Origin of the sequence: Leisingera sp. S232, assembly GCF_049800895.1 — a bacterium.
Classification (GTDB): Bacteria; Pseudomonadota; Alphaproteobacteria; order Rhodobacterales; family Rhodobacteraceae; genus Leisingera.
Genome location: NZ_JBNAFX010000007.1, coordinates 57,435 through 70,774, shown reverse-complemented (window position 1 = coordinate 70,774; position 13,340 = coordinate 57,435). Strand labels below are relative to the sequence as shown.

The 13,340-nt window shown below is 60.9% G+C and carries 10 protein-coding genes; 5 read left to right on the top strand and 5 right to left on the bottom strand.

Annotated elements, in window-relative coordinates; translation table 11 throughout:
• Window positions 1-3: 3 nt before the first annotated feature.
• The 3 genes from ACP151_RS07340 to ACP151_RS07330 all read left to right on the top strand — a co-directional run bounded on the left by ACP151_RS07340 (window position 4) and on the right by ACP151_RS07330 (window position 4,413).
• Entirely contained in the window at window positions 4-1,062 is a 1,059-nt protein-coding gene (locus ACP151_RS07340; protein ID WP_424978229.1) for an ABC transporter substrate-binding protein, read from the top strand.
• Window positions 1,063-1,138: 76 nt separating this feature from the next.
• A complete protein-coding gene (locus tag ACP151_RS07335; RefSeq protein ID WP_424978228.1) occupies window positions 1,139-3,214 on the top strand; it encodes an FAD-dependent oxidoreductase in 2,076 nt (691 codons plus the stop codon).
• Window positions 3,214-4,413, top strand: coding sequence for an aromatic ring-hydroxylating oxygenase subunit alpha (locus tag ACP151_RS07330; protein WP_424978227.1), 1,200 nt, complete (start codon window positions 3,214-3,216; stop codon window positions 4,411-4,413). Before ACP151_RS07335 ends, ACP151_RS07330 begins: the two co-directional genes overlap by 1 nt.
• Window positions 4,414-4,608: 195 nt before the next feature.
• Here ACP151_RS07330 and ACP151_RS07325 read toward each other — a convergent pair whose 3' ends face one another.
• Both ACP151_RS07325 and ACP151_RS07320 read right to left on the bottom strand, forming a co-directional pair.
• On the bottom strand, window positions 4,609-5,817 hold the full coding sequence (locus ACP151_RS07325; RefSeq protein ID WP_424978226.1) for a mandelate racemase/muconate lactonizing enzyme family protein: 1,209 nt from the start codon (window positions 5,815-5,817) through the stop codon (window positions 4,609-4,611).
• Between the two features lie 14 nt (window positions 5,818-5,831).
• Window positions 5,832-7,490, bottom strand: a complete 1,659-nt coding sequence (locus tag ACP151_RS07320; RefSeq protein ID WP_424978225.1) for a GMC family oxidoreductase — start codon at window positions 7,488-7,490, stop codon at window positions 5,832-5,834.
• A 104-nt stretch (window positions 7,491-7,594) separates the two neighbouring features.
• Between ACP151_RS07320 and ACP151_RS07315 the strand changes: the two genes are divergently transcribed.
• Window positions 7,595-8,482: a LysR substrate-binding domain-containing protein gene (locus tag ACP151_RS07315; RefSeq protein WP_424978224.1), complete on the top strand. Its 888-nt coding sequence runs from the start codon at window positions 7,595-7,597 to the stop codon at window positions 8,480-8,482.
• A gap of 32 nt (window positions 8,483-8,514) precedes the next feature.
• Here ACP151_RS07315 and ACP151_RS07310 read toward each other — a convergent pair whose 3' ends face one another.
• Window positions 8,515-9,630, bottom strand: a complete 1,116-nt coding sequence (locus tag ACP151_RS07310) for a cystathionine gamma-lyase (protein WP_424978223.1) — start codon at window positions 9,628-9,630, stop codon at window positions 8,515-8,517.
• A 116-nt stretch (window positions 9,631-9,746) separates the two neighbouring features.
• Window positions 9,747-11,438: a thiamine pyrophosphate-binding protein gene (locus tag ACP151_RS07305; RefSeq protein WP_424978222.1), complete on the bottom strand. Its 1,692-nt coding sequence runs from the start codon at window positions 11,436-11,438 to the stop codon at window positions 9,747-9,749.
• 509 nt (window positions 11,439-11,947) lie between these two features.
• Between ACP151_RS07305 and ACP151_RS07300 the strand changes: the two genes are divergently transcribed.
• Window positions 11,948-12,433: an acyl-CoA thioesterase gene (locus tag ACP151_RS07300; protein WP_424978221.1), complete on the top strand. Its 486-nt coding sequence runs from the start codon at window positions 11,948-11,950 to the stop codon at window positions 12,431-12,433.
• Between the two features lie 45 nt (window positions 12,434-12,478).
• Here ACP151_RS07300 and ACP151_RS07295 read toward each other — a convergent pair whose 3' ends face one another.
• Window positions 12,479-13,135, bottom strand: a complete 657-nt coding sequence (locus ACP151_RS07295) for a hypothetical protein (protein WP_424978220.1) — start codon at window positions 13,133-13,135, stop codon at window positions 12,479-12,481.
• Between the last annotated feature and the right edge of the window lie 205 nt (window positions 13,136-13,340).

Sequence of the window (13,340 nt, the reverse complement as noted above, 5' to 3'; positions counted from 1 at the left end):
AAAATGAAACATCTGAAAACGGTACTGGCCGCTGCGACAGCCTTATCTGCTTCGGCGGGGATCGCATCCGCCGATGCGTCCAGCCTGTCGGTCTTTGACTGGTCCGGCTACGAGGATCAGGGCTTTTATGGCGATTACGTTGCCAAATACGGCGGCGCGCCCAGCTATACCTATTTCGGCAGCGTCGAGGAGGCCTTTACCAAGCTGCAATCGGGCTTTGCCGCCGACCTGGCCCACCCCTGCACTGACGGGCTGCGCAAATGGGTGGCCGCGGGGCTGGTAAAACCCATCGACACCGCAAAAATCGCCAACTGGGACAGCCTGCTGCCGCAGATCAAGGATGTCGATGGCATCACCATCGATGGCAACACCTATATGGTGCCGTTTGAATGGGGCAACACCGGGCTGATCTACCGCACCGACCAGATCGACGGGGCTGCGGTGTCTTTGCAATTGCTGGCGGACCCCGCCTACCAGGGCAAGATTGCGATCCCCGATGCGGCGTCCTCGGCCTATGCAATGGCGGCTCTGGCGACGGGCGCTTCCAGCTACACGGATATGAGCGACGAGGAGTTTCAGAAGGCCTCGGACTTCTTGCGTGCGATCCACCCGAACATGCGGTTCTACTGGTCTGATGCGGGCCAGCTGGATCAGGCCATTGCCTCTGGCGAGGTGCTGATGGGCTGGGGATGGAACCAGTCAGAGCTGAACCTGATCTGGAACGAAACACCGGCCAAGATGATGCGCGACGTGGAAAAAGGCATTGCGACCTGGGTCTGCGGCTATGTGCATCTGAACGCATCCACCCAAAGCGACGAGCAGGTCTATGACATGCTGAACGCGCTGAGCGCCGAGGCCAGCGGAAAATACATTATCGAAAACTGGGGCTATGCCCATTCCAATGCCGCAGCCTTCAAGTCCGCGGATCAGAGCCTGATCGAATCCTACGGTTTTGCTGACGTCGACAAATTCTTTGCCAGCAGCCTGTTCTTTGATGCGGTCAATCCTGAGCTGGAGGGCCGCATGCTGAAGGAGTTCGAGCGCATCAAAGCCGGCTTCTGAGCATTTCTGGCGGCGGGTGCTGAGACCCGCCGCCCCGCAAACCATAGACAACCCCTGCAACAAAGGATGTGCCAGTATGCCAGGCGCAAATGGGTATTCCATTCTGTTCGAACCGGTTAAAATCGGCCCGGTCACCACCCGCAATCGCTTTTTCCAGGTGCCGCATTGCACCGGCCTGGGCCATGTGCGCCCGCAGGCCGAAGCTGCCGTGCGCGCAATGAAGGCAGAGGGCGGCTGGTCTGTGGTTTCCACGCAGGAGACCGAGATCCATCCGACCTCGGATCTTGGCCCCTATGCCGAACACCGGCTGTGGGACAGGCACGACATCCCGGCGTTGCAGCTGATGACAGAGCAGGTTCATGCCAAAGGGGCGCTGGCCGCGATCCAGCTGGCCCATAACGGCCATCATGCCACCAACCATCTGACCCGCGCCCCGGCGCTGGGGGTCTGCGACCGGCCCATTGATGCGATCTATCCGAAACAGGCCCGCGCCATGGACAAACAGGACATCCGTGACCTGCGCCGCTGGCACCGCGATGCGGCGCTTCGTGCGCGCGCGGCGGGGTTTGACATCGTCTATGTCTATGCGGGCCACCAGATGACCTTGGCGCATCATTTCCTGCTGCCCCAGTACAATACCCGCAGCGACGAATACGGCGGCAGTCTGGAAAACCGCGTCCGCCTGACCCGCGAACTTCTGGAAGACACCCGCGAGGTGCTGGACGGCCACTGCGCCGTCGCCTTCCGCTTTGCGGTGGATCAGATGATGGGGGCAGACGGCATGCAGGCCAGCGAAGAAGGTCGCGCCGTGGTGGAGATGCTGGCGGATCTGCCCGACCTTTGGGATGTGAATGTTGCTGATTGGAGCAACGACAGTATGACCACCCGCTTTCAGCCCGAAGACGGCTATCAGATCCCCTATACCGATTTCGTGAAACAGGTGACGAACAAACCTGTGGTCGGCGTCGGGCGGTTCACCTCGCCCGACCTGATGACCTCGCTGGTTTCCAAAGGTGTGCTGGACCTGATCGGCGCAGCCCGGCCGTCGATCGCCGATCCCTTCCTGCCCAAGAAGATTGAGGAAGGCCGGATCGAGGAGATCCGCGAATGCATTGGCTGCAACATCTGTGTGTCAGCTGACAATCTCGGCGTTCCGATCCGCTGCACTCAGAACCCGACAATGGGAGAGGAATGGCGGCGCAAATGGCACCCGGAGCTGATCGCCCCCAAGCAGCAGGAAGAGACCGCGCTGGTGGTTGGCTCTGGACCTGCGGGTCTGGAATGCGCCATGCAACTGGCCAAGCGCGGCTATCAGGTAACGCTGGCCGAAGCCGCAGGGGAATTCGGCGGCCGGGTGTTGAAGGAAAGCAGGCTGAAAGGGCTGTCCGCCTGGAAGCGGGTTGCCGACAACCGCCTGTGGGACCTGCAGCAGCGGGGCAATGTGCAAATGTTCAGCGGCAGCAAACTTTGCGCTGCAGACGTCATGGAGCTGGGCATCCCCAATGTCTTCCTCGCCACCGGCAGCAGCTGGCACCGGGACGGGCGCGGGCGCAGCGCGCCACTGCCTTTGGACATCAGGGACGTGCCTGTTTTCACCCCCGATGACGTGACGGCGGGAACCCTGCCGCCGGACAGCGGCCCGGTACTGCTTTATGACGACGATCAGGGGTATTTGGGCGGTGTGCTGGCCAGCCATTTGGCCGCCGCAAACCGCAAGGTGGTCCTGGTAACACCTGGCGCCATCGCCTCTGCCTTTACCGAACTCACCCTGGAACAGCACCGGGTGCAAGCAGAGCTGCTGGAGGCAGGGGTGGAGATCCTTCCGCTGCATACCCTGCAATCTGCGGATGGTTCCGGTGCCGCGCTGACCTGTGTTTATACAAGCCGTAGCCGCCGGGTGGAATGTGCCAGCCTGCTGTTGGTCACCTCGCGCCAGCGCAGCACCGCGCTGCATGATGAGCTGACGGCAAATCACGCAGACAGCCTGACGACGCTGGAACTGATCGGTGACGCAGCAGCCCCCGGCCTGATTGCCGATGCGGTCTTTGCCGGTCACCTCGCGGCCCGCAATTTCGAACGCGATCCGGCGGCGGCGGATGCCGACTGGTTCCGCCGTGAACTGATTTCCCTCAAAGACATGGGAGGCGCATGATGCCCAAAGATGACCTGCAAGTGATGCGTGAGCTGATGGAGAACCACCGCGAGGGCTTTGCGCTGGAGCGGCATTTCTATACCTCTGAAGCGGTTTATGAGCACGACATCAAGATGTTCTGGAACCGCAACTGGATCTGGGTCGGCCATGTCAGCCAGATCGCAGAGCCGGGGGACTATTTCCTGTTCGACTACGGTCCGGAATCGGTGATCGTGGTGCGTGACCGCGAGGGCGAGGTCCGCGCACATCTGAACGTCTGCCGCCATCGCGGCTCTCGCGTGTGTCTGGAAAAACAGGGAACGGCACGGGTGTTTTCCTGCCCCTATCATGCCTGGACGTTTGGTCTGGACGGGAAACTGCGCGGCGGCCGCGCCATGGGGCCGGATTTCGACCCCGCCAAATACGGGCTGTTTCCGGTGCAGGTGCAGATCTTTCAGGGCCTTATCTTTGTCTGCGCCGATGAAAACCCGCCGCCGCTGGCAGATGGCCTGGACCGGCTGTTGCCGCTTGCAGCGCCGATGCAGCTTGAGAACCTGACACTGGCGCATGAGGCCTCCTATCCGGTTCCCGCCAATTGGAAACTGGCGCTTGAAAACTACCTTGAGTGCTATCACTGCGCGCCATCGCACCAGGATTATTCCCGCAGCCATTCGCTGAAAGACCCGGCAGACGTCCAGAAATACGGTGAAGCGCTGCGCGAACGGTCCGCCGCAATCGGCCTGCCTTCAGAAGAACTGGACCTGACTGGCCCCAACGCGCAGGCGCCCGGCGCGGATGTCTATTGGCGCCGCTATCCTCTGCTCCCCGGCTATCAGACCGGCAGCGAGGATGGCACGCCATTGGCGCCGGCCTTGGGCGCGCTGACTGGCCATGACGGCGGCGCCACGGATCTGACCATCGGCATCCTGAACAATTTCCTGATCTATGCCGACCATCTGGTCGGCTACCGCTTTGTGCCCCGCGACCTGCAGGAGACCGACATTCAGGTCGCCTGGTATGTGCGTGGCGATGCCAAAGAGGGGCGTGATTACAACAAAGAGGCGCTCACCTGGCTGTGGCATGTCACCTCGCTCGATGATGAACGCATCATTCGCCACAACCAGGAGGGCGTGAATTCGCACCGTTTCGCACCCGGCCCGCTGTCCGAGATGGAATGGAGCCTGTCCGGCTTCTATCGCAGCTATTTCAGGATGATCTGAACAGTCAGAACCCGAAACTCTAGCGCAGGCCGCAGGCCCGGTCTGCTTGCCCCCGCCCGCACGATGTCGGGCAGGATCCTGGGCGCGCATTTTCCAAACTACCGCTGCCGCAAGCTGGAGGCCGAGGGTCGCACCAAGTTCCTGATAAAACTGCCGCCGGAGACCATGCGCCCCGGCGGCTGATGCTGTGAGCGCTTACTGAACCACCGGCTCCTGTGCCAGCTCCAGATGCAGCTCGCTGCCGTTATAGGGGCTGGCGGCGATTGCCGCATCGTCCAGCTCAACCCCCAAGCCCGGTTCGCGGGAGGGGATTACATAGCCGTCTTCCCAGGTGATCGCGGACTTCAGGCAGGACATATAGGGGCCTTCAAAAGTGCCGATGCTTTCCAGGATCAGGAAATTCGGGCTGCAAGTGGCGATCTGGATGTTCGCCGCGGCCACCACCGGCCCGCAGTAAAGATGCGGTGCGATCTGGGCCTGCCGGGTTTCGGCCATGGATGCGATTTTCTTGGCTTCCAACAGGCCGCCGACCCGGCCCAGATTCATCTGCAGGATAGAGGCGGAACCTGCTTCGAGAACCCGCGCGAATTCATGTTTGGTGCACAGCCGTTCACCGGTTGAGACCGGCACCGACGTGAACCGCGCCACTTCTGCCATGTCGGCCGGGTTTTCCGGTGTTGTGGGTTCTTCGAACCAAAGGGGTTCATAAGGTTCCAGCCGCCGTGCCATCCGCTTGGCGCCAGAGACGGTGAACTGCCCATGGGTGCCAAACAGCAGATCCGCACGGGTGCCGACCGCCTCTCGGATGCGCTTCACGAACATCTCGCTGCGCTCCAGATCCTCCAGCCGCGGTTGATGGCCGTCAAAGATTGTATAGGGGCCTGCGGGGTCGAACTTCACCGCGGTGAAGCCTTTGTCCACCTGGATCAGCGCTGCCTCTGCCGCCATGTCAGGGTCGTTGTAGACATTGGGCGTGTCCGGGTCCGGGTAGACATCGCCTTCAGCCGGGTAGAGGTAGGTATAGCTGCGCAGCCGGTCATGCACCTGGCCGCCCATCAGCTCATAGACCGGCTTGCCCGCCGCCTTGCCGATGATGTCCCAGCAGGCCATTTCCAGACCGCTCAAGACCCCCATCACTGTCACATCGGGCCGCATCGAGTAGCCGGCGCCATAGGATTTGCGCCACAGCTTTTCGATATGATGCGGATCGCAGCCTTCAAACTGGCGCCCAAACATATCCTGCGCCATGGCGCAGCACAGATCCGGACCGAAGGTTGCGTTGTAAATTTCGCCAACGCCCGTAATGCCGCAGGCCGTGGTCAGACGCACAAAGATGAAATAGCGGCCGCCGTGGCGCGGCGGCGGATTGCCGAACACAAAGGTTTCGATTTTGTCGAGTTTCATCCGTGAATTTCCCGTCATTCAGCCGCCAAGGGCCCATTTTCATTGTCTTCCAAAACCATTTCCGCTCCGCGCGCGGCCAGCATCAGTGTCGGCGCATTGGTGTTGCCCGAGGTCACATTCGGAAACGATGAGGCATCAATCACCCGCAGCCCCGCCATCTCGTGCACCCGAAGCCGCGCATCCAGAACCGAGTCCGCCGCAGTATGTCCCATCCGACAGGTGCAGCTTGCATGAAACACGCTGCCTGCGCGTTCGCGGAAATTCTCCAGCAGTGCTGCGTCATCCATGCCGAGAATATCCGGATCGCGCCGTTCCTTGGTGACGCTTTTCATGGTCGGGGTGGAGGCCAGGGCTTGCAGCAGATGGCTGGCGCGAATGGCCGCGGCCTGATCCTCTTCAGCCGAGAGCGAGTTCGGCTCAATCAGCGGCGCCTGGCGCGGGTCTGGGGATGTGATGTTGATCTGTCCGCGGCTGACCGGACGGCCAGGCTGCACACACAGCAAGAAGCCGTTGTCCCGGTCGATCTGCGGTTTGCCGTTGGTTTGCGTCGAATAGGACGCCGGGTTGCAGTAGACCTGCACATCGGGCTGTGCCGCGCCTTTGGTCCGGACAAAACCGCTGCACTGATTGACCGGCACGCTCAGTGGCCCCTTGCGGGTCAGCACATATTGCATTCCGGCTTTCATCTGCTTGGCAAAACTGCCCAGCCGCTCATTCAATGTGGCGCGATTGGCCCAGAAGAAATGCGAGACCGCCAAGTGATCCTGCAGGCCCTGCCCCACCTGCGGCAAATCTTGGGTGACCTCGATACCATGGCGCTGCAGCAGCTTTGCCGGGCCGATCCCCGACAGTTGCAGCAGCTGCGGCGAGTTTACAGCACCGGCGCTCAGGATCACTTCCCGGGCAGCAAGCGCCTGCTCTGTCTGGCCCTTTGTTTTGTAGGCAACACCGGTCGCCCTGCCGCCGGATGTCAGAACCTTCTCAACCAATGCACCGCTGACCACGGTCAGATTGTCGCGTTTCATTGCGGGCCTTAGAAAGGCGTCAGCCGAAGACCAGCGCCGCCCTTCCTTCACGGTGCTGCGCACATAGCCCATGCCTTCGCTCGGCAGTGTGTTGGCGCCGGTTTCTGCCGCGGCATTCATGTCCTGAAGGAATGGCCAGCCCATATCCTGCGCCGCTGACAGAAAATTGCGGGCAAAGGGATGCATCCGCTCGCTCAGGTCCGTGACGCGAACAGGGCCCGTGCCGCGCAGCCTGCGGCGGCCTTCGTGCCATTCGTCATTGCTTTCCAGTGCTTCATAGCTGCGGCGCACGTTGTTCCAGCCCCAGCCGGTGGCGCCTGCGGTCTCCCAGTCGTCGAAGTCATGCGGCAGCCCGCGCACATAGGCCATCGCGTTGATCGAGCTCGACCCGCCCAGCACCTTGCCTCGCGGCCAATAGGCCTCGCGCCCGTTCAGCCCCGGATCAGCGGCCGCAGAGTAGCGCCAGTTCACTTTCGGGTCGGAGAAGGTAAAGCCGTACCCCACCGGAATTTTGATCCAGAACCGCCGGTCGCTGCCACCTGCCTCGATCAGCAACACCTTGTAGCGGCCATTGGCCGTCAGCTTGTCTGCCAGCACGCAGCCCGCCGATCCGGCCCCTACGATAATGAAATCAAATGTTTGCGCCATTGCGGGCTCCGACTCCCCTAGTATCGCCTAGCTTGCCCGCAGACGGACGGTTAATTCAAACAATGTGTTTTACCCCTAAGGCTAAACTGTGCTTAAACATAGCCATGACTGACCTGCCCCATGTTACTTGGCTGAAAGCCTTTGAAGCTGCTGCGCGGCTCAACAGTTTTTCTGCTGCTGCCGAAGAACTGGGCCTGACGCCTGCGGCCATCAGCCAGCAGATCAGGCTGCTGGAGAAACATCTGAATGCCCAGCTTTTCAAACGACTGCCGCGCGGCGTTGCGCTGACCGGAACTGGTCAGGCCTATGCGCAACCGATCCGAAAATCCTTTAACGACATGCAACTGGCCACCGCCGGTCTGTTCGGCAAACAGCGCAAACGTGTGGTCCGGGTGCGGGCCTCTATCTCTTGCGCGGCCTTGGTGCTTGCGCCGCAGCTGGCCCGTTTCCAGGTTGTGCATCCGGATATCCTCATCAAGCTTACAACGTCTATCTGGGCCAACCGGTTCGACGAGGAAGGGCTGGATATTGATATTCGCTATGGCGGCGACTGGCAGGACAGCGAAACGCTGCATCTGGGCCATGAAAACGCGGTGCCGGTCTGCAGCCCGGCCTACCTGCAAAACCTGGGCGGAAGTCCCACAATCCACGATCTGGCGGGTGCAGATGTGGTCCAGATTTTCGGGTCGGAAACAGATTGGGGGCGCTTGTCGGATTTGCATGGGCTGAACCTGCAATCACCGACAGACTGGCTCAAGGCTGACTCGTCACTGCTGGCGCTGCAGACGATTGCCGCGGGGCATGGTGTCACCATGGTGCTGGAAAGCTTTGCCAAGCAGTATGTGGAGCAGGGCCTGGTTGTTACCCCGACCCCATTCAAACTGCCCAAGCGCCGCTCTCACTATGTGGTGATGAATGATCGCGCGGGCCAGCGGGAGGAGGTGAAGACCTTCTGCAACTGGCTTATGTCCCTGTATCAGGAGATACTCTGAGGTCCCGCGCCCTTTTTCTTTCTTGCCAACACTTATGCAACAACTGCCTGCAGCGATGCCTGCATCGCCTGCCACAGCTCTTCGGCAGGTTCGGTGCCGACTGAGATCCGGATGAAACCCGGCGCCACTGCATCCCCCCAGCGGGCGCGACGTTCGGCTGAGGTATGGACACCGCCAAAGGATGTCGCAGCGCGGATCAGCGGGCACCCGTTGATGAAGGCATCGGCCTGTTCCGCGCTGTCCAGAGTGATCGAGATCAGAAAGCCAAACCGGGCCATCTGCTGTTTTGCCAGCGCATGCGATGGGTCGGAGGCCAGCCCCGGAAAGCGGATCTGGCGCACCAGCGGATGCGCGGCCAGCCGTTCGGCCAGCACGTCTGCGGTGCTGCACATCCGGTCAAAACGCACCTCCAGCGTCTCCAGTCCCCGGTGCGCCAGCCAGGCCTCTTGCGGGCCGGGGATGCCGCCGCCGAACTGGCGCCATTCGCGCGCCGCCTGCAGCACATCTGCATTGCGGGTGGCCAGATGCCCCATCAGCACATCCGAATGGCCGCCCGGCGCCTTGGTGTCGGATGCCACCACCACATCCGCACCCAGCTCCAGCGGGCGCTGGCCCAGCGGTGTCATGGTGGTGTTGTCGACGATCAGCAGCCCGCCTGCCGCGTGGACCTCCTCCGAGATCGCTGGCAGGTCGCAGAGATCCAGCCCGGGGTTCGAAGGTGTCTCTGCAAAAACAACGTCAAATCCCGCAAGCCCGCCCTCGCAAAAGGCAGCGGTCGGGCGCTGCACGACCTCAACGCCAAGGTTCTGCAGAAACCGCTCGCCGAGCCTGCGGGTCACATAGTAGCCGTCCGAAGGGATCAGAATCCGGGATCCTGCCTTGACCGTGGCAAACAGCGCCGCCGAGATTGCCGCCATGCCTGACGGGAAGGCCAGGGTCGGCGCGTCTTCCAGATAGGCCAGCACATGCTCCAGATGCTCCCAGGTGGCATTGTCCGCCCGGCCATAGCTGGGACCGCCGGTCCAGTCGCCCGGCAGGTGGTACATTGAGCTTTGGGTCAGTGGCAGCGCCACCGGCTCGCCTTCGGACAGCCTGTTGCCGCGCAGGTGCAGCATGGCGCCGGCTTTGGGGGCGGTGGGTGTGTCCATGATCTGGCGCCTTTCTTAACTACCGGTTCCACAAATTCATAACGGGCGCCCCGTAACAGAAACAAGGCCGGGAACAGATGTTTCCCGGCCCAGAAGGTGCTTTGCGCAATAAATGATCAACCCATCCAGCGGCGCACCGGTGCGGCGGCCTCTTCGAGCGTCTGGCAGACCACATCAATCAATGTCGGGCCGTCATGGGCAAAGGCGTCCTTGATTGCCCGGTCCAGCTCTTCCGGCCTTTCCACCCGCCAGGTCTTGACCCCGAATGCCTCAGCCACCGCGGCGTGGTTGGTGCGGTTGAAGTCCACATTGTAGTAGCGCTTTTCGTAGCCATCCCGCTGGCTCGCCTTGATCCAGCCAAAGTTGGCGTTGGAGAACACCACATAGGTAATGGGCGCGTTGCAGCGGACCACGGTTTCCAGCTCACCGCAGGTGAAATTGAAGGACCCGTCGCCCATCATCCCCACAACCTTGGCATCAGGCCGCCCGAACCAGGCGCCGAGCGAGGCCGACAGCGAGTACCCCAAAGCCCCATGCGCGCGGTTGGTGATGTAGTGACGGCCCGGATGTTTCTGCTGTGAGTAGGCATTGTAATAGGGGCAGCTGGTGCCTGGGTCAGAGACCACGATGGCGTTATCGGGCAGGTTTCGGTTCAAGGCGTGGATGATCTGCTCTGGCAATACCTGATCGCTCTTGCTGTGTGCCAGCGCCTCGAACTTGGCGAACTTGCGCTGCTTGATATCGGCGATTTTGACAGCAGCGCCAAAGGACGGCAGATCGTCTTTGCGACTGTCCAGATAGGCGTTCACCGCCTGCAGGCTCAGCTTCAGGTCGGCCACCACCCCGACCTCGGTCGGGTAGTTGGCGCCGATGGTCATCGGATCATTGTCGAAATGCACAATGCGCTTGCCGGGCTTCGGCGCCTCCCAGCGGGACGTGGTGGTTGATCCCGCCCGGCAGCCCATGAAGACAACCAGATCCGCATTTTCCATCATCTCCCAGGTCTCATCGGTGCCGCCGTTGGAGCCGACCACGCCCAGCATCTGCGGGTGGGTGTCGGCCAGCGATCCCTTGCCAGAGATCGATGTGCCCACAGCAATGTCGAGACGGGAGGCCAATGTGCCCAGTTCCTCCATTGCGTCGGCAATCACCACGCCGCCGCCGCAGACAATCAGCGGCGATTTGGCGGTGAGAATAGCCTGCGCCGCAGCCTCTGCTGCTCCCGGTTCGGGGGCCGCGCGGTAGGCAGGGTAGCTTTGATGCTTGGGGTCGGCCCAGATGTCATCCGCTGCCACGTCGTCATATTGAATGTCATAGGGCAGCCCCAGATGCGCCGAGCCAGAGCGGCCGGTGGTCATCGCCCGGAACGCCTGGCGCACCATGCGCGGGATGTGGTCGGCGCGTTTGATCACCGTGTTGAACTTGGTCAGCGGCCCCATCAGGACCTCCTGATTGACCTCAGTCAGCGGGTATTTTCCGTATGATCCGATCGAAATGTCAGTGGTGATCGCCAGCACCGCATAAGAGCTTTCGTTGGCCTCAATCAGCCCCGGCAGGATATAGGTTGCACCGCCGCCGGAAGGTCCCTCGCAGACCCCCACCCGTCCCGTCACACGGGAAAAGCCGTCAGCCATATAGGCCGCGCTGCGCTCGTCGCGGGTCAGGACATGGGTAATGCCGTGCTCCAGCCGGTTCATCGCATCATAAAAAGGCAGCGTGGTATCGCCGCAGAGACCGAAGATATGGCTGACCCCATGCGCCTCCAAGGCGCGCACCATCGCTTCGGCGCCGCTCATCGTATTGTCCATCGTGTTCTTCCTAAGAGCCCTTTGAAACCGCTGTGGTCTTGTCCCGGACTGCAATTCGAGATTCGCATTCTGAACTGTATACAATATTGTAGATAGATGTGAAGACCAGATTTACCTCACGGCAGCCCACTGCCTGCCAAGGGCAATTCATTCAGATCATGCCCCCCCCAACAGCCGTAACGCTCAGAATTTGCTGATCGGGTTGGGCCTGGGCCAACAGGTCACGCAACATGGGAGCATCCTTTGCGTTGATGCCGACATTTGCTGCTCGGCGGCGGTACAACTGCGCATGCCTTCCGGCGATTGCGCCGAAGGCCTACAGTGAATCCCATCGCAAGATTTCTGCAGCAAAGCCTTCAGACACCATATCCGCAGGCTGTCAAAATTTGATATGGTCATGGCAGCCGCACACATCATTGCCGACAGAGGCGACACCGCTGACTGATTGCGGCGCCTGCTTGCATCGGCAATCAATCGGACGGCACATTCAGAACAATCGAGTTATTTGCATGACAGAAGCAGAACAGAACAATCCACAGGCACGCCCGCTTCCCCTGACCTCCGCAGACCTGCCTGGCGGTCTTTGGTCAAAGACGCATATCTTCCGGCACGGCCAATGCGATCCGGCCGGGATCGTCTACACGCCCAAGTTTTTTGACGTATTCAATCAGGTGGTAGAAGCCTGGTTCTGCGAACGCCTGGGCATTGATTATTACGAGATCATCGGCCCGCGCCGCACCGGTCTGGGTTATGCAAGCGTTGGGGCGACGTTCTTTTCGCCCTGTATGATGGGCGATGAAATCGACGTCTTTGTTACCGTGGCCGCTATTGGCAGCAAATCCTACCAATTGCAGCTGCATGCACTGAAAGACGGCAGCGAAGCCCTGCGCGGAAACCTCACAACTGTCACAACATGCCTGAAGGAACACCGTGCCATCGGAATTCCCGAAGATATCAAGGCGGCACTGGCTGCCTATGCCGAACTCAGCAATTAGGCCCGACATGCCGTTGCACAGACAGGGATGCATGCCGGCAGGCTGTTACCCGCAGTGCCCGTGAGACACCTGTTCAGGTTCAGCAGAAACTGGGAAGAACTCGGCAGCAAGCGCCAGCAAAAACCTGACCACGGCTTCTCTGGCCTGCTCCTGGTTTTTTTTCGCGCGCAGCTTGCGGGCCAGCGCAGAGCCGCGGGTGTCGGCCTCCTGCGTCAGCAGCAGCAGGGCAATTTCCCTGAGCTGGTGCATCGCCAGGTCAGCCTCGTCCTCAGCCAGCCTTTCCAAAAGCTCTGCGGGCGCTGCGCATTCAGCAAGCAGGCGTTTCAGGGCGGGCCCGTGTTTTGATCCCTCGGCCCGGGCAAAGCAGATGTCGGTTATGCCCGCCATTTCAGCGTCAAAGGCCGCAACAGGTATACAGGCGCTCTGCTTGGAGTAGCCAGCCTGCCGCACCACATGGAGATCCCGCTGCGCCGGGTCATAGGATATCTCAAGCCCTTGGGTTGATACCCTTGCACTGACTGGATGGCCGAAACGCTTGCGCAGGCTGAGCGCCTCTGCAAAGAGCACCAGCTGCACAAGGTCAGCATGCTGCAAGTCACCGGAAATACGCTGGATGCCACTGCGCCCCGCGTGCTTGTAACTCAGCGCAAGCCAGGCTCCGCCGTCCTCCCGCATCTCTAGTGAAAAATTCTCTGCTGGCATGTTGCGGGTTATATGGATGGAGCCCGGACCTTCAAGCCTCAGCGGACAGGCATGCTTGTGCCAGGCGGCTCGGCGCCTAGGCTGAGATATTTCATGGGGGCAGATTATTTGCCTTCTGAATGGGTTATCGGGTTCTGCTCAGCTTGTGCTTCCGCCTGGGATTTTTTACCTTACAAGCAGCTTTGTGGTCAAAATGCCAATTCAC